This window comes from Rhodanobacter terrae (assembly GCF_042657005.1).
GTDB lineage: Bacteria > Pseudomonadota > Gammaproteobacteria > Xanthomonadales > Rhodanobacteraceae > Rhodanobacter > Rhodanobacter terrae.
The window spans coordinates 1-16,118 of sequence record NZ_JBHSNG010000045.1 but is presented as its reverse complement, the minus strand read 5'-3'; the positions used below and the strand labels follow the sequence as shown (position 1 = coordinate 16,118).

The following is a 16,118-nucleotide window of genomic DNA, read 5'->3' as shown; positions in this document are numbered from 1 at the left end:
CGAGCCCCACGCCTGGCTCACCGACACCCTCACTCGCCTGCCCACCACCAAAGATCGCGACATCGCATCTTTGCTGCCGCTGGCATAGGCTTCGGTCAACATCAAGGTGCGGTGGGCGGGCGCTTACGGAATATCGCCAGACTGTGACGCCAGCAGATAACCGGATCGGCTGGGGTGCCTTTTGAGCCTTCACCCACGCCCACCACGTCGCAGCAGATACCGGGATGATGCCGGGTGCGCCGGTGCGGCGGTTGTTGGCTATTTCAGAGACGCGCAGGTAAGCGCGTGATGCGATGACTTCGGATGACATATGACCGCTCCTTGTTGGGGTAGACGGTCATGGATATTGAACATGGAAACGGGCGCGCGCTTACTTCACGCCCGCTTTTTTCAGCACCCGCCGGATCGTGGTCACATCACGTTGAAACTGCGTCGCGAGCATCCCAGTCAGTTCACGGGGTGACTTTCCTTGCTCAAGCAATGCGCGCGCTTTCTCTGCGCAGCTCGCATGCCACGGAGCGGCGACTGCCTTATTCACGGCGGCGGCTTTCTTGCCGCCTTTCTTGCGGCCTACGGTTTGCTTGATTCCGACAGCAGCATATTTTTCGTTCACCATCGCCACAGCACCGCTATGCACGTACGCGCGCAACATACGTCCCGCCGCTGCCATATCTCCCCCGCACGCTTTCCGAAATGCGCTTTCCAGTGGCGCGTTAGCTACCGACTCGGAATCCATCTTGGCGGTTTCTTCAACAAGCCGCGTGGCCCATTCAGGCGGTATGGCATCCAGTGCAAAGCCTGCCCGTTGCGCGTGATGGCCTATCCATGTCGATACCAGCCACCACCCTAATTTTTCATCGGGCTGCTTCAAGTCCTCAGCGGACAACGGTGGAAGTTCCACGCGCACACCTCTACGCCCTTCAATTGGTGCCGCGCCAGCCGGGGAAGGTGCCCGGTGTTCGGAGATCAGCCTAGGCGCGGCGTTGAACGTGTCAGCCTGCTTTGCGCTTGATCGGCACGACATTGCCGGCGACCTTCAGCGTGTCCAGATAGTTCGCCCATGCCGCCATCATCTTGCGACGTTCGGCCAGGTGCGCCGTGCGGTTGTACGCACGGCCGTTCGGATCTTTTACCGCGTGCGCAAGCTGGTGTTCGATGTAGTCGGGACGGAAGTGAAGCACTTCGTCCAGCACCGTGCGCGCCATTGCACGAAAACCGTGTCCGCTCATTTCGTCGGTGGCGTAACCCATGCGGCGCAATCCCGACAACACGGCGTTGTTGCTCATCGGCCGTTGCGAACTCCGGCCGCTGGGGAACACATAGCGCCCTCGCCCGGTCAGTGCATGTAGTTCGCGCAGGATCGCCACGGCTTGCGGCGCCAGCGGGACTAGGTGCGGCTCGCGCATCTTCATTTTCTCAGCGGGGATGTTCCACTGCGCGCCGTCCAGATCGAACTCCGCCCACTCCGCTTGCCGCAGTTCGCCGGGTCGCACGAATACCAGTGGCGCCAGCCGTAGCGCGCATTTCGTCACCAGCGAGCCGTTATAGCCGTCCATCGCGCGCAGCAAGCCGCCGATGGCTGCCGGTTCGATGATCGCGGCTAGGTGGGTTTGCTTGACCGGGGGCAGCGCGCCGCGCAGGTCAGCCGCCGGGTTGCGTTCGGCGCGACCGGTGGCGATGGCATAGCGCAACACCTGCCCGCAGTTTTGCAGCACTCGGTGCGCGGACTCGACTGCGCCACGGTCAACAATGCGGTTCACCGTTGCCAGCAATTCCTTTGCCGTAACGTCGGCAATCGGTCGACTGCCCAGCCACGGGAAAACATCATTCTCCAATCGCAGCATGATCCGGCTGGCGTGCAGCTCCACCCACGTTGCCGATTGCTTGGCGTGCCACTCGCGCGCCACCACTTCAAAACTGTTCGCCGCGCGTTCCTCGCCAGCGGCCTTGCTGGCCTTGCGCTGCTCGCCGGGGTCGACGCCAGCGGCCAGCAGCTTGCGGGCCGCGTCGCGCTTGTCGCGGGCATCCTTCAGGCCGGTATCAGGGTAAGTGCCCAGTGAGAGCAGCTTTTCCTTACCCCCAACGCGGTACTTCAAACGCCACCAGCGCGAGCCGTTCGGATTCAGCAGCAGGTACAGGCCACCACCGTCCGCGAGTTTCTGCGGCTTGTCGGCGGGCTTGGCATTGCGGATGGCTGTGTCTGATAAAGGCATGGGGGTAACACCTTGCGGGGGTAAGTCTGTTACCCCTGAAGTTACCCCCTGTTACCCCCGGATGGCAATGGATGCGGCTGGACGGTATTCAGGCACAAAAAAGGCCGGAACCGTTGCTGTTGCTAGGGTTGCCGGCCTTCGTTGGACTGCGTTGGAGCTTAAAATGGTGGAGGTGGCGGGAGTCGAACCCGCGTCCGAAGGTGTTAAATGCCCGGATCTACATGCTTAGCTCACCGTTCGATCTCGTTCCGCGACAAGCACGATGGGCAAGGCGCACCGCGGAACCAGCCTGATTGATTTAGCCTAGAACCGCCAGGCGGCAGCGTTCGGCGATCTCATGATAATGACCCTACACCGACGAGCATGAGCACAAGTGGGTTCGGGGCTTACGCCTTAAGCGGCGAGAGCGTAGTTGTCGTCGTTGGCAACTAGAAGTTTGCTGCTGGATTAACGAGGAAAGCTGCCCCCTCGACATGCACCAAGTCATCTCACTACCCCCGTCGAAGCCAGAACACCCCCGGGGAAAACGATACGACCGCGTCAGTATATGGGGCCGACGGGCAAAGCATCAATGGTGCCTCTCGCATTGCAGGCAAAGCTGCGCACGACAGCATCCACGAATCAGCCCATGAAATTTCCCGCGGGCTCTCCGTCCGTTGGCGAGGATGCCGCGGCGCGCCAGGACAACCGCACATCGCTTGCCCGGCGAAGCCTTGCACAAACATTGCCCATATCAGACCGGAGTGTTGTTCACGTACTGACGCAACGTCTATACTTGGCGACTTATATCACTCTGTACCCGCCGTACTCGTGGGAATGATCTCGATGACTCGACTGCAATTGCTTGGCCTGGCCGCGGCCACCGTCTTCTTCGCCACCACCGGTGTGCACGCTGAAGGCGACAAGGCTGCCGGACGCGAACTGATCTACACGTGCGCCGGTTGCCATGGCGTACCCGGCTACACCAATGCGTACCCGCAATATCCGGTGCCGAAGATCGCCGGACAAAACGAGCAATACATCATCAATGCGCTGCACGGCTACCAGAGTGGCGAGCGCAAGCACCCGACCATGGGTGCGCAGGCGCAGAGTTTGTCCGACACGGACATCCAGAACATCGCCGCCTATCTTTCCAGCCTCGCCAAGTAGTTGCCAAGGACCTTCCGCATGAAACGTGCGCTTACCCTGCTTTCGTTCGGCGCCTTGCTGGCGTTCGCCTCCACCCAGTTGCTGGCCAGCGGCAACGCCGAGAACGGCAAGCAAAAGGCCGCCACCTGCTTTGCCTGTCACGGTGTGGACGGCAACGCGGTCGATCCGCAATATCCGCGCCTCGCCGGCCAGTACAACCTGTATCTGCAGCAAGTGCTGCACGAATACAAGGATGGTCAGCGCAATAACCCGATCATGAAGGGCATGGTGGCCACCTTGTCCGATCAGGATATCGAAGACGTTGCCGCTTATTTTTCCAGCCTTCCGACCAGGCTGGACAACTTGCAAGGTCATGTCGGTGGAGCCAGCGCGAGCAAGTAGGCCTGTTCGCGTCCCACGCATGACACGCAAAGGCCTGCTTCGGCGGGCCTTTGCGCATCTGGCGTGTTGCCACGACCGCAGTTGACTCAGGCGATCGCGGACTTTCCCTCGGGCTTGCTGTAATACGGCTTTTCGCCGCCGGCGTGATCCGTCGCATCGCGCACCGTGGTGATCTCCGGCACACGTTCGCGCAAGGTCTTTTCCACGCCCTGCTTGAGCGTCACGTCGACCATGCCGCAGCCATGGCACCCCCCGCCAAACTGCAGCAGCACGGCGCCGTCGGCATCGACCTCCAGCAAGGTGACCCGGCCGCCATGCGAAGCCAGTTTCGGATTCACCTCCGCCTCGAGCACGTAGCGCACCCGCTCGACCAGTCCCGCTCCAGTGCCCGGCACGTTGCCCTTGATCTTCGGCGCACGGATATTGAGCTGGCCGCCGGTGGCATTGGGTTCGAAATCGATGGTGGCATCGTCCAGCCAGCTGGCGCTGTCGCCATCGATGTGAAAGTTGAAGCCAACACATTCGATCGTCCATTCCCCACCGGCAAGATCGGCCGGTTCGCAGAACTCCAGCTCGCAGTTGGCCGCTGCTGTACCGGGCGCCGTCACGCGCAGGCGAATGCTCAGCCCGTCGATGCCTTGTTGTGAGAGAAGCCGCAGAAAGTGCTGCTGCGCGCGTTCGGAAATATCGATCATGACTGCTCCAGTACCGCCCACCCTAGGTGCCGGCGAACTTCGCCGGTGAATCAGCACCATTTTAGTACTGTTTTTCATCTGTTGCGCGCTTTGACATTCGCGCGCGCAACTCCGACCCTTCACGTTCCAGACTTTCATCCACACGGAAATCAACATGAACGCCCACGATCTGGCCGCAGAACATTGCCAACCGCGCAAAGGCAAGGAGCAGGCGCTGGACGCCACGCAGGCAGCCGAGCTGCTGCCGCAACTGCCGGGCTGGCGACTGCGGGACGATGGCCTGGCCATCATCAAGGACTTCAAGTTCGCCGACTTCCACCACACCCTGGGCTTCATCAATGCGGTGGGCTTCATAGCCAATCAAGAGGATCATCACCCCGACCTTGAAGCCGGCTACGGCCATTGTCAGGTGCTGTGGTCGACCCACGACGTGGGCGGCCTATCGCTGAACGACTTCATTTGTGCCGCACGAACCGAGGCCCTGCTGGCGCGCTGATCAGAAATCCGTGCGCGACTTTTCCTTCATCCACAGCAACCGCTTGCCCTTCACCGACAGCACGTCGAGGAAGTCTTTCAAGTCATCCGGCAGCGGAGCGGAAAAACTGTAGGAACGCCCATCCAGATCGAAGCTCATGTGCGAGGCGTGCAGGAACAACCGGTTCAGACCCATGTCGCGGAAGCGTTTGTTCATCTCGTGATCGCCATATTTCGGATCGCCGGCCAGCGGATGGCCGATATGTGCGGCATGCACGCGGATCTGATGGGTACGACCGGTTCCCAGCGTGGCCAGCATCAGGCGGGCGCTGGGGTATTGCTCCATTTCACGGAAAAACGTGAGTGACGGCTTGCCGTTCTCGGCAACCCGCACCATCCGCTCGCCGCCCTGCAGCACGGATTTCAGCAACGGCGCATTGACATCGAACTTCGCCTTGGACGGGTGGCCTAGCATCAGACACAGATATTGTTTGATGACTTCACCGGCACGTATCGCAGCCTGCAGGCCGGTCAGCCCGGCCCGCGTGCGGGCAAACACCAGCACGCCGCTGGTATCGCGATCGAGCCGGTGCACCAGTTCCAGGTGTTCCTGCGGCCGGGCCGCGCGCAGCAGTTCGATCGCGCCATGACTGACCCCGCTGCCGCCGTGACTGGCCACGCCGGAGGGCTTGTCGATGACCAGGAAATGCTTGTCCTCGAAAATGACGGCATCGGCCACGGAGGCCACCAGGCCACCGGCGGGTGCGTTGCCCTCGGGCCGTTCAGCTACCCGCACCGGAGGAATGCGCAGCGTATCACCGTCCGCGAGACGGGTATCCGGCTTGGCCCGCTTGCCGTTGACGCGCACCTGACCGGTGCGCAAAAGCCGGTAAATCATGCTCTTGGGCACGCCTTTCAGCAGGGTCACCAGCGCATTGTCGATGCGCTGACCATCCCGCTCGGGGCCGATCGCGACTTGACGTACACCGTGAGGTGCGTCATGGGAAGTTGCCGTCTGCATTGAAAAAAACCTGCTGAAATAGGATACTCGGCGGGCGCTACATTCTGCCCATCGATGTCTGGATCGGGTCGAGTGCCTGCCCGTAACGTCGGCGAGGATTGCGCCGGTTGCCTTGGCGGCCGGTCGCGGCTCCCTTTCATCGTAACGGTTTGGGCTGCTGTTTGTCCGATGCCATGAGGTATCGGAGGCGGCAGGCGTAGTTGACCGAATCATCCCGACACCGGAAACGGTGCCGTTTTTTTGCCGCTTAACCGCAGCGGCGCGATCCCCGGCAGGCCGCCATTGAGGCGCCACCGCGGCACGCGACGCGCGGCCAAGCCGAGGATTACCACCATGAAACGTATGTTGATCAACGCGACTCAGCGTGAAGAGTTGCGCGTGGCCATTGTAGATGGCCAAAACCTTTATGACCTGGACATCGAAATCCCTTCGCGGGAACAGAAAAAGTCCAACATTTACAAGGGTCGAATTACTCGTGTTGAGGCTTCGCTCGAAGCCTGCTTCGTCGAATACGGAGCCGAGCGGCATGGCTTCCTGCCGCTGAAGGAAATCTCACGCGAGTACTTCACACCGGGCCTGGACCCGCACAAGTCCAACATCCGCGAACTGATCAAGGAAGGTCAGGAAGTGGTCGTTCAGGTGGAAAAGGAAGAACGCGGCAACAAGGGTGCTGCCCTGACCACGTTCATCAGCCTGGCCGGCCGCTACATGGTGCTGATGCCGAACAACCCGAAGGCCGGCGGCGTCTCGCGCCGGATCGAGGGCGAGGACCGGCAGGCACTGAAGGAAGCGCTGGAACACGTCACCGTACCCGACGATGTCGGCCTGATCGTGCGCACCGCCGGCCTGGGCCGCGACGCCGAAGAACTGCAGTGGGATCTCGATTATCTGCTGCAGCTGTGGAAGTCGATTTCCGAAGCCGCCAGCAAGCAGCGCGCGCCGTTCCTGATCTATCAGGAATCCAAACTGTTCATCCGCGCCCTGCGCGACTACCTGCGCAGCGACATCGGCGAGATCCTGATCGACGAGGAGTCGCTGTACAACGATGCGCGCGACTTCATGCAGCAGGTTATGCCGAACGCCCTGCGCAAGCTCAAGTTGTACAGGGACGACACCCCGCTGTTCACCCGTTACCAGATCGAGACGCAGATCGAGAGCGCGTTCGATCGCCAGGTACGCCTGCCCTCGGGCGGCTCGATCGTGATCGACCAGACCGAAGCGCTGACCGCGATCGACATCAACTCCTCCAAGGCCACCAAGGGCAGCGACATCGAGGAGACCGCCTTCAACACCAATTGCGAGGCCGCGGTGGAAATCGCCCGTCAGGCCCGCATCCGCGACGCCGGCGGCCTGATCGTGATCGACTTCATCGACATGGACAGCCCCAAGCACCAGCGCGAAGTGGAAGATCGCCTGAAGGAAGCCTTGAAGCAGGACCGCGCCCGCGTGCAGATCGGGCGCATCTCGCGCTTCGGCCTGCTCGAGATGTCGCGCCAGCGCCTGCGTCCCAGCCTGGGCGAAGCGACCCAGATCGTCTGCCCGCGTTGCGAAGGCCATGGCCATATCCGCGGCGTGGAATCGTTGTCGCTGTCGACCCTGCGCCTGATCGAAGAGCACGCGATGAAGGACAACACCGGCCAGGTGCTGGTGCAGGCGCCCTCCAGCGTGGTCAATTTCCTGCTCAACGAGAAGCGCGCCAGCGTGGTCGAGATCGAGCTGCGCCACAAGGTGCACGTGATGATCGTCGCCGACGAGAAGCTGGAGACTCCCCATATCGAGATCCAGCGTATCCGTGAAGCGGACATGGGCGAGCACAGCAAGCCCAGCTACGAGCGGTTGACTACGGTGGAAACCGCCGAGCTGCCGAAGATGGGCCAGGCGCTCGGCAGCGGCGAACAGCCCGCAGTGAGCGGCATCGTGCCGTCCAGCCCTGCTCCGCTGCGTGAGGAAATCGCCGCGCCGGTTGCGGTTGCTGCACCGGCTGCACGTCGCCAGCAGCCCGCTGCGGCGACCGCATCCCGCGCGGCACCGACGGGTGGCGTCATCTCGCGCTTGCTGGGCTGGTTCCGCAGCGCCGAGGCCGCGGCTCCGACCCCAGCTCCGAAACGTACCGATGACAGCGATCGCGACAGCAGCAACCGCAGTCGCCGCGACGAACGCAACACCCGCGCCGGCAGTACCTCGAGCACATCTTCGTCGCGCCAGCCGCGGCGCGAACCGGCGCAGCAGAATGCATCCAAAGCCGGTGCGCAGCAGCAAGCAAGGAACAATCGCCAGCGAGGCAATAGCGAGGCGCAGTCGCGCCAGCCGCAGCAGCAGGCCCAAGCGCAGACTGCAAGGGCGGAACGTCAGGAACGTCAACCCAAGCCCGCTGCGGCCGAAAACAACCAGGCACGAACCGAGCGCAAGCCCAGTCCGCCGCAGCCGAAAGCGGAGCGGCAGCCCCGCCCCGCTGCCAGCGAACGTCCGCTCGCCGCACCGCTGGACGAAGCAGCCAAGGAAGCCGAGCTGCTCACGCCGCTGGCCGAATCGGCGGTACCGGAATCCGCCGATGACGCCCTCGACGCGGATGGCAGTCAGTCGCGCCGCCGCCGCGGTCGCCGCGGTGGCCGTCGCCGCCGCCGTCATGACGAGGCGGCCCCGAACGGAACGGCAGTCGACACCGCGCAGGCACGTGCGCTCGATGATGAGGATCGTGACGAAGCCGCAGGCGCCGCTACGGCAGCCAAGCCGGCTATCCGCAGCGAACCGTTGCGTGAGTCTGTTGCCGTCGGTACGGCAGCTGCGACGGTAGTCGGCGTGATGGATAACGGCACTCCGGCGCAGGAGTCGGCGCACGCTGCCGAAGTTCCCTATCCGGCTGCCTCGCAGCCATTCGAAAAAGTCGCAGCAGCCCCTTCTGCGGACAACCCGCCGAAGCCGACAGCTGCACCGATCGCCGCTATCGTCAATGCTGCCGCACCCACCGTGACGGCCTTCAACCTGCCTACGCTTCCGCCGATCCCCGATCGGGCGAAATCGGCAGCGGCCGATGCCGACCACGAACACGACGTCGTCAAGGTCGCCGCTGCGGCGGCAACGGCTCCCGCTCCGATCAGCAGCACGCCGCAGATCGTATCCGCAGTTGTCGTCAGCCCTGACGATGCTGGCGCACAAGCAGATGCCATCACCCCCGCGCCTGTGGTCGTCATGCCTGCAACAACGCCGGCGGCAATGCCGATCGACCAGACCGCCCCGGTTCGCGGCGTCGAACTCGCATCCGATGTCCAACCGGTGGCAAGGCCGACTCCCGTAGCTACAGCGCCGACGGCCCCGGTCATCGAGCAGCCCGGCAAGCCAGCCGACCTCGTACCGCCGGCCGCGCCGGTCGACATGCCTGAGAAGCCGGCCAGCACCAGCCCCATCGCTCCGCTGCCGAAGCAGGGCGATCTGCTGGCTCAACCGAACCATCCGGTGAAACCGGCCGTGCCGAGTCCTGAAGAAAGCAAGCCGATGACCGCTCTGCCCGATGACGGGAACGGCGAGCACGAGAACGGCTCCCACGACTGAGTCGTCGCTGCGCTCTTTCAAGCAAAAAAAACCGGACGCAAGTCCGGTTTTTTTTTGCCGCCAGTCATCCCGCTGCCGTAGATGCCGTCAGCTACCCACGTGATGGTTCGGCGTATCGATCAACCCATGCACCGTCATCAAGTGGGCCAGGCTGAGAACATGGTCCACATGCAGCTTTTCCATCAGGCGCTGCTTGTAGGTGGACACAGTTTTCGGGCTCAGGTTGAGCTGTTCGCCAATGATCGTCAGCGGCTTGCCGCGCACCAGCATCATCGCCACCTCCAGTTCACGACTGGACAGCACGTCGAACGGCGAACTACTCCCATCGAGGGTGGCCAGTGCAAGCTGCTGCGCAACCGCCGGGGCAAGATAACGCCGTCCGCCGGCCACCTGGCGCACAGCCGACACCAGTTCGTCGGCGCTGCAACCCTTGGTCAGGTAGCCCAGCGCGCCGGCATCGAGCAGGCGTTTGGGAAAGCGCGCATCGTCGACCACCGTCACGACGACGATATGCGTGGACAGTTTCGAGCGGCACACGCGTTCGGTGAGTTCGATACCGCTCATGCCGGGCATGTGCACGTCGACCAGCGCGACATCCGGCGTCAGCGTGCGAATCAGGCGCAGGCCTTCCTCGGCAGTACCTGCTTCACCACTGATGTGGATATCCGGCTGTTGCTGCAAAATCATCCGAAAGCCGGTGCGAACCAGCTCGTGATCATCCACCAGGACAACATTGGTCACTTCACGCCCTCCTTGGTTGGGCTTACTGAAATTAGGCTGCACAGCACCCTATTGCAAGCAAGCAATTCACATCCTCTGTGCACCCCACGACATGGTTCGTCGCCATACATCCGCCATAGTCCACGCCTACTCCGCCATCTCGCTGCGGGCGGAAAGAGCGCGGAGAACTCAGGCTGCCATCGTACAGGCCGCGCGTGCGGCGTCATCATCCGTTGCGTAATGTGCCAGGACGATCGTGGAACTTGGGCCGGGCATTTTCACACATACTCGACGCCCCAGCCGTTGGTATTCGTCGCGAGCCATTTCCCGGGCCAGGCCGATCGCCGATCCCAGCTGCAAGTCGCGGAACAACACGATCTGGCAGCGGCACACATGCCAGCTGCCTGCAGCCGATTGCTTGAGCAAAATCGTCACCATGCCAGCTCCCTATTCAGCGGCGAAAACCGCAACGGCCCGACAGACAAATGCCACCTCGAGCTTCGTCGACGAAGCGCAATGTGCCATGCCGAAGACCGCCTCTTATGTCAGCCCGCGCCTACAAGCCATGTGCGGGAATCACGGCGAACGCCCCGCTTCGGTGACCGCGGGTTCACGTCCGACGTCCTCCCGGTTTTGGGTGGCGCATCGGATTGGGGTCCAATCCCCCATCCGAAGGAGATTCGGACATGACGTTTTCCGGCTCAAAATAACGCACTGCTTCTTTAGGAAGGCGTATCGGCGTTCCCGATCCACCCACAGCCCGGCAGGTACCGTTCTCACCGTACCCGGCCTTGTCACTGCACCCATGTGAGCCGCCATCATGAACCATGAACTGCTCGAATCCCTGCTGTCGCCCGTCAGCGAAGCCTCGCCCGCCGGGGAAGATCTGGAATACGACCCCGACTTCATGGCGTTGGATCGCGCTGCGACAGCGAAGGGCGAGCGCGCCATCGGCGACGCGGTGAAAGCCGCCGAGGAACCCGAATGGGACAAGGTCGTTGTGCTTGCGCAAGGGCTGCTGGGTCGATCCAAGGATCTGCGCGTGGCCGTGCATCTGGGCACGGCTTGGACGCGCATCCACGGGGCGCCGGGCTGGTCCAGCGGCCTCGCACTGATCCGGGGGTTGCTTGAGGCCTATTGGGACGGCGTCCACCCGCAACTCGACGCCGAGGATGACAACGACCCTACCGCGCGCGTCAATGCCGTGGTTCCGATTGGCGACCCGCTTGGTGTGCTGAGCTATTTCCGCACCACGCCGTTTGTGCAGTCGCCGCGCGTCGGACGCTTTTCACTGCGCGACCTGCGCATCGCCAACGGCACGCTGAAACTCGGCGACGATGCCACCGGCCTGCCCGCCATGACCGATATCGAAGCGTGTTGCATGGACTGTCCGGAAGATCAGCTGCTGGAGGTCGCACAGGCGGTCAGCGATGCGCTGGAGCATGCCAAGGCGATCGACGCGATCTTCAGTGCTCAGGTCGGCACCGCCGGGCCGGAGCTTAAGCCGCTGCTGTCCGATACGTTCGAGCTGAAGAAGTTTCTGGATGCCCAGGTCGCCAGGCGCATGCCGCAGGCCGTCGAGGATGCTGGGGAGGATGGCGCGACCGATGGCGCCGGTGGCGACTTGTCCACCGCCGTGGCTGCCGCCAGCGGACGCATCAGCAGTCCGCAGGATGTGACACGCCGGATCGACGAGCTGTGCGAGTACTACGCCAGAAACGAACCGTCGAGCCCGGTACCGCTGCTGCTGCGACGCGCACAGCGCCTGATCGGCCTGAATTTCCTCGATCTGCTGAAGGACCTGGCGCCGGGTGGCATCAGCGAACTGCGGACGATTTCCGGCTCCGAAGAGGGCGGCTGATCGCCGCTTCCAAGGCGGCCCGCCACGCCGATGCCTGCGCGGCCGATGCACACGGTTGACCAAGACGGCCGCAGCCTCATCGACAGCAGCGAAGCGGGACAGTCGGATGAAACTCCAACCGCAAGTCGGTGCGGGTGCGATGGCATGGGTTTCGCGAGCGGTCCTTCGAGCTCAGTCGACGCCCTTGCACAGGCTGGCGCCCGAACGCACGAACAGTGTCTTCACCATGGGGTTCCAGCTCAGGATGAGTCCGCCCGGAAGGCCCGCGGTAATGGCCGCGTCCGCACTCTGGGTGATCGGGCCCACTGAAACGGGATCGCTGCCGCCGGGCGTCACCGTCGCCGTCACGGTATAGCTTCGCGGCGCCGTGCAGGATGCGGTGTCGATGGCGCGCGTGGCGGTGCTGCCGTAACCCTCGATCGTCGGCATCGTGCCACGACCCAGCACCGTCTGGCCGCTGGCGCAGCTGGCGGAAAGCTCATAGGCCACGGCAAAGTGCACCGGCGGCGTCACCTGGAAGGTCGCAGTAGCCTCCGGCAACGTCGTGCAACCCAGCAGGAACACCTTGTGCTGCGGCACCACGTGCAGCACCACCGGGCCTGCGGGAAGCGTCGCTACCTCGGGCCAGTGCAGCTCCAGCCGGGTCGCCAGCACGCCGATGAGCGTCGGCTGGCTCGCGAGCGGCCTGCCGCCGGCATCGGTGGCCGTGATGCGGGGATCGGCGCACTGGGTGTCCGCCAGGTTCACGCCATTCAACGCCAGACCCGACGACTTGCCGCCTTGGCGCACCGCAAACAGGGGCCGATGATCCAGCGTTTCCACCGTATCGATGACCGGCACCAGTTTGGCCACCTGGCCGGCCTTGGCGAGAGCGTCGATGCCTGCGGCCAGCGCGGCGGCTGTGGCGCCGCCATCGACGCCCGTACAAGCGCCGCACGACTTCAGAAAATCCTGCGTGCGCAAGGCTGCCGCATGCGCGCGCAGCACCCGTGCACGCGGCTCGCCGCCGATGGTTTCCACCGGCTTGCCGATGTCCCCACCGAGCGACTCATGCAGGGACACGGCCAGCGCCTTGAGTTGCCGGCTGGCGGCGTCGAGCGAAGTTCCCGGCTGGCCGGCTGCACGCGCGGCCAGCGCCACGGAGGCGGCGTCGAGCTCCCTGATGGCGACCTCGCCAGTCAGGCGCGGGGCAATCTGCGCAGCCACAGGCTGCGCCGTCACAGCCAGCAGCAAGGCCAGCGTCACCAGCCAGGCCACGTGCGCGAACATCGCGCAACCGAAGCCGGCGTGCCCCGTGCGCCATGACCATCCCGGCACGTCGCTGCAATCACTCATTGGAACAATCCTCCAGCTCCGGCTGGCACCGCTGTTGATCCTCCGGCAACAGGATGCCCGAGGGCACGATGCCGAACGAACGGTAGTTGGCGGAGATCACGCTGGGATCGATGTAGGCATCGCCACGATTGTTGGCATTCTGCGCGCGGCTGGTGAACAACGAAGTGGGTACGTTGACACTCAGCTCACCCACCAGGGGGAGGATGTTGCCCTGGCGGTCCACCGCATAGAAATAGGCAGGCGGCTCGCCGACCATGGCAACGGTCTGGTCGCCGGTGCCGATCACGTAGACGGGCAAGTCGGGAGAGCCGATCTTGCCGGTGGCGGAGAACGTGCCTAGCCCGTCGTACACCGGGGTCTGGCCCTGCTCCAGCAGATCGCCTCCGGTGACGGCCAGATACAGCGCCGCTGTGCCCGCATCCACGCTGTAGCTGCTGCCGCCGACTGATGCGAGTGTCAGCGTCTGGGCGTTGGTCAGGCTGAAGCCTGCGGTCGAGGAAAAGTTGCCCAGCGTGCCGATCCGGTTGGCCACCGGCTGGGTGCTGCTGCCCAGCGTGGTGATGCCGGTGGCGCTGCCACTGAGCGTACCGGCGGTGATCGTGCCGCCGCGGCCTTCGTTGATGATTCCAGCCGAATGCAATGTGGTCTGCGTACCGCTCACCGCACCATCGATGGCCAGATCACCCGCGGTGGTGGCGAGCGTAGTGCTGCTGCCGCCATCGAGCGGCCCGGTAACGGTGAGCGACTGCGCGTTGGAGAGGCCGAAAGCGGAAGCGCTGAAGCTGCCGAGCGTATCGATATGATTGGCCCCGAGCAGCGAGGCGGCACCGCCCGAGCGGCCCGTCAGCGTGGCAGCAGTGATCGCGCCGCTGCTGCCCTCGTTGATGCCGCCCGCCGACTGCAAGGTGGTCGTGATGCCGTTCACCGCGCCGTTGATCGCCAGATCGCCGGAAGTGGTGGTGAGCGATACGCTCGTGCCGCCGTCGATCGGCCCGGCCACGTTCAGCGCACTGCCGTTGGTGAAGCTGAAGCCCGCAGCGCGGAACCCTCCCAGCGTGCCGACCTGGTTGGCCTGGTTGAGCATGGTGTCGCCCGACGACTGCCCGCTCAGCATGCCGGCGAAGATCGCGCTCGCACCGCTCTGGCTGATATTCCCGCCGGAATTCAAGACGACCGCGTTGCCCTTGATCGGACTGGACAGCACGAGGTTTCCGGCCGATCCCAGCGTGACCGCGTTGCCGGCCAGCGCAGCGTTGATCGCGAGCTGGCCGCTGGTGGTGGTCAGGCTGAGGTTGCCCTGGTTGTTGGTGGTGGTGAGGGGCCCGTTGACCGCCAGCGACTGGCCGTTGCTCAAGCTGAAGTCGGCCGCGCTGAAAATGCCCAGCGTGACGATGTGGTTGCCTCCCGTGAGCACGGCGTCGCCGACCGAACTGCCGCTGAGAGTGGTCGCCGTGATACCCGAACCGGTCTGCTTGATGTCGCGCCCGGACCTCAGCATCACGTTCACCGCATTGAGGTCGGAAGCCAGGATCAGGTCGGAGGTGTTGCCGGCGGTGGTCAAGCTGAGGTCACCGGCACCGCCGTTGACGTCCAGCGGGCTGTTCACAGTGAGCGTGCCGATATCGTTCAAGCTGAAGTTGCCGCCGCTGCCGAAATGGCCCAGTGTGGCCACCTGGTTGGCACCGCCCAGCGAGACGCCTCCGGCCGCGCTGCCGGACAGGTTGGCCGCCGTGACGCTGCCGTTGCTGCCTTCGCTGACCGCACCGGCCGCGGACGCCAGGGTGGTGTCGCCCGCGCCGCTGCTGGTCGCCGCATTGATGACGAGGCCATCCTGGCCGGACAGATCGATGGCGGTGCCGCCGAGCGTGCCGTTGATGGTCAGCGCGCCGGCGGTGGTACCCAGCGATACCGCGCCATTGCCACCTGTGACCGGCCCCGTCACCACCAGGGCGCGGGCATCGTCGAGAAGGAATCCGCTACCGCTGCTGAAGGCGCCCAGCGTGGCGATCTGGTTGCTGCCGCTCAGCGCGGCGCCTCCGGCCGCGCTGCCGGACAGCGAGTCCGCGCTGAGCACACCGCCGTTCTGGGTGATGTTGCCGCCCGAGACCAGCGTGAGGCTCCGGCTGGCCACGTTGGTGGCCAGCGCCAGATCGCTGGCGGAACTCAGCGTGATCGCGCCGCCGCTGAGATCCTGGTCGACGTTGAGTGCGCCGCTGGTGGTGACCAGGCGAATGCTGCCGGTGCCGCCCGTGGTCGTCAGCGGGCCGTTGACCGTCAGCGCCTGCGCGTTGGTCAGGCTGAAGCTGGCTGCATTGAAGGCGCCCAGCGTGCCGATCAGGTTGGCGCCGTCTAGCGTGGTGTCGCCCGTCGAGCTGCCCGTCAGCGTGCCGGCCGTGATCGCCCCCGCAGACTGCGTGATGCTGCCGCCCGAGTCGAGCGATACCGTGGCCGCCGTCAGGTTGTGCGCCAGGGCCAGGTCGGAAGCCGAGGTGAGCGCGAGCGCATTGGCCGCCAGGTCGGTATTGAGCGTAAGCGCGCCGGAGGTCGTGGTGAGGCTCAGTGTGCCCGGGACCGTCAGCGGGCCATTCACGGCCAGCGCCTGCGCGTTGGTCAGGCTGAAGCTGGCTGCATTGAAGGCGCCCAGCGTGCCGATCAGGTTGGCGCCGTCTAGCGTGGTGTCGCCCGTCGAGCTGCCCGTCAGCGTGCCGGCCGTGATCACT

General features: G+C 64.2%; 14 protein-coding genes and 1 other RNA gene. 6 read left to right on the top strand and 9 right to left on the bottom strand.

Annotation, left to right across the window (positions count from 1 at the left end):
* The first annotated feature begins 37 nt into the window (after positions 1-37).
* Entirely contained in the window at positions 38-88 is a 51-nt protein-coding gene (locus ACFPPB_RS19700) for a hypothetical protein (protein ID WP_377330265.1), read from the top strand.
* A 282-nt stretch (positions 89-370) separates the two neighbouring features.
* On the opposite strand, the gene ACFPPB_RS19695 is transcribed toward ACFPPB_RS19700, so the two are convergent.
* The 3 genes from ACFPPB_RS19695 to ssrA form a co-directional block, all read right to left on the bottom strand.
* The gene (locus ACFPPB_RS19695) at positions 371-901 is read right to left on the bottom strand and encodes a hypothetical protein (protein ID WP_377330260.1); all 531 of its coding nucleotides are present in this window, start codon (positions 899-901) and stop codon (positions 371-373) included.
* Between the two features lie 91 nt (positions 902-992).
* Entirely contained in the window at positions 993-2,213 is a 1,221-nt protein-coding gene (locus ACFPPB_RS19690; protein ID WP_377330258.1) for a tyrosine-type recombinase/integrase, read from the bottom strand.
* Positions 2,214-2,377: 164 nt separating this feature from the next.
* Positions 2,378-2,732: a transfer-messenger RNA gene (ssrA, locus tag ACFPPB_RS19685) on the bottom strand.
* Positions 2,733-3,038: 306 nt separating this feature from the next.
* On the opposite strand from ssrA, the gene ACFPPB_RS19680 reads away from it, so the two are divergent.
* Both ACFPPB_RS19680 and ACFPPB_RS19675 read left to right on the top strand, forming a co-directional pair.
* On the top strand, positions 3,039-3,362 hold the full coding sequence (locus tag ACFPPB_RS19680; protein WP_377330256.1) for a c-type cytochrome: 324 nt from the start codon (positions 3,039-3,041) through the stop codon (positions 3,360-3,362).
* Between the two features lie 18 nt (positions 3,363-3,380).
* Positions 3,381-3,743, top strand: coding sequence for a c-type cytochrome (locus tag ACFPPB_RS19675; protein ID WP_377330254.1), 363 nt, complete (start codon positions 3,381-3,383; stop codon positions 3,741-3,743).
* Between the two features lie 86 nt (positions 3,744-3,829).
* On the opposite strand, the gene ACFPPB_RS19670 is transcribed toward ACFPPB_RS19675, so the two are convergent.
* On the bottom strand, positions 3,830-4,438 hold the full coding sequence (locus tag ACFPPB_RS19670) for an NfuA family Fe-S biogenesis protein (protein ID WP_377330252.1): 609 nt from the start codon (positions 4,436-4,438) through the stop codon (positions 3,830-3,832).
* 154 nt (positions 4,439-4,592) lie between these two features.
* Between ACFPPB_RS19670 and ACFPPB_RS19665 the strand changes: the two genes are divergently transcribed.
* Positions 4,593-4,934: a 4a-hydroxytetrahydrobiopterin dehydratase gene (locus ACFPPB_RS19665; protein ID WP_377330250.1), complete on the top strand. Its 342-nt coding sequence runs from the start codon at positions 4,593-4,595 to the stop codon at positions 4,932-4,934.
* On the opposite strand, the gene ACFPPB_RS19660 is transcribed toward ACFPPB_RS19665, so the two are convergent.
* Positions 4,935-5,933 carry an RluA family pseudouridine synthase gene (locus tag ACFPPB_RS19660; RefSeq protein WP_377330264.1) on the bottom strand — a complete coding sequence of 333 codons (999 nt, stop codon included), beginning with the start codon at positions 5,931-5,933 and terminating at the stop codon, positions 4,935-4,937.
* Between the two features lie 333 nt (positions 5,934-6,266).
* Between ACFPPB_RS19660 and ACFPPB_RS19655 the strand changes: the two genes are divergently transcribed.
* The gene (locus ACFPPB_RS19655; RefSeq protein WP_377330248.1) at positions 6,267-9,482 is read left to right on the top strand and encodes an Rne/Rng family ribonuclease; all 3,216 of its coding nucleotides are present in this window, start codon (positions 6,267-6,269) and stop codon (positions 9,480-9,482) included.
* An 87-nt stretch (positions 9,483-9,569) separates the two neighbouring features.
* On the opposite strand, the gene ACFPPB_RS19650 is transcribed toward ACFPPB_RS19655, so the two are convergent.
* Both ACFPPB_RS19650 and ACFPPB_RS19645 read right to left on the bottom strand, forming a co-directional pair.
* On the bottom strand, positions 9,570-10,223 hold the full coding sequence (locus ACFPPB_RS19650; protein ID WP_377330246.1) for a response regulator: 654 nt from the start codon (positions 10,221-10,223) through the stop codon (positions 9,570-9,572).
* A gap of 168 nt (positions 10,224-10,391) precedes the next feature.
* Positions 10,392-10,640 (bottom strand): hypothetical protein, encoded by a 249-nt coding sequence (locus tag ACFPPB_RS19645; protein WP_377330244.1) that lies wholly within the window; start codon positions 10,638-10,640, stop codon positions 10,392-10,394.
* A 379-nt stretch (positions 10,641-11,019) separates the two neighbouring features.
* On the opposite strand from ACFPPB_RS19645, the gene tssA reads away from it, so the two are divergent.
* Positions 11,020-12,063 carry a type VI secretion system protein TssA gene (tssA, locus tag ACFPPB_RS19640; protein ID WP_377330262.1) on the top strand — a complete coding sequence of 348 codons (1,044 nt, stop codon included), beginning with the start codon at positions 11,020-11,022 and terminating at the stop codon, positions 12,061-12,063.
* Between the two features lie 171 nt (positions 12,064-12,234).
* Here tssA and ACFPPB_RS19635 read toward each other — a convergent pair whose 3' ends face one another.
* Together ACFPPB_RS19635 and ACFPPB_RS19630 are read right to left on the bottom strand one after the other, a co-directional pair.
* Positions 12,235-13,398: a hypothetical protein gene (locus tag ACFPPB_RS19635; protein WP_377330242.1), complete on the bottom strand. Its 1,164-nt coding sequence runs from the start codon at positions 13,396-13,398 to the stop codon at positions 12,235-12,237.
* Positions 13,391-16,118: beta strand repeat-containing protein (locus ACFPPB_RS19630; protein ID WP_377330240.1), on the bottom strand; the 2,728-nt coding region annotated here is incomplete at its 5' end. The genes ACFPPB_RS19630 and ACFPPB_RS19635, both read right to left, overlap by 8 nt.

Excerpts from the sequence above, each read along its gene's own strand:
- ACFPPB_RS19690 (WP_377330258.1), bottom strand. The coding sequence starts at position 2,213 with ATGCCTTTATCAGACACAGCCATCCGCAATGCCAAGCCCGCCGACAAG.
- ACFPPB_RS19680 (WP_377330256.1), top strand. The coding sequence starts at position 3,039 with ATGACTCGACTGCAATTGCTTGGCCTGGCCGCGGCCACCGTCTTCTTC.
- ACFPPB_RS19675 (WP_377330254.1), top strand. The coding sequence starts at position 3,381 with ATGAAACGTGCGCTTACCCTGCTTTCGTTCGGCGCCTTGCTGGCGTTC.
- ACFPPB_RS19670 (WP_377330252.1), bottom strand. The coding sequence starts at position 4,438 with ATGATCGATATTTCCGAACGCGCGCAGCAGCACTTTCTGCGGCTTCTC.
- ACFPPB_RS19665 (WP_377330250.1), top strand. The coding sequence starts at position 4,593 with ATGAACGCCCACGATCTGGCCGCAGAACATTGCCAACCGCGCAAAGGC.
- ACFPPB_RS19660 (WP_377330264.1), bottom strand. The coding sequence starts at position 5,933 with ATGCAGACGGCAACTTCCCATGACGCACCTCACGGTGTACGTCAAGTC.
- ACFPPB_RS19655 (WP_377330248.1), top strand. The coding sequence starts at position 6,267 with ATGAAACGTATGTTGATCAACGCGACTCAGCGTGAAGAGTTGCGCGTG.
- ACFPPB_RS19645 (WP_377330244.1), bottom strand. The coding sequence starts at position 10,640 with ATGGTGACGATTTTGCTCAAGCAATCGGCTGCAGGCAGCTGGCATGTG.
- ACFPPB_RS19635 (WP_377330242.1), bottom strand. The coding sequence starts at position 13,398 with ATGAGTGATTGCAGCGACGTGCCGGGATGGTCATGGCGCACGGGGCAC.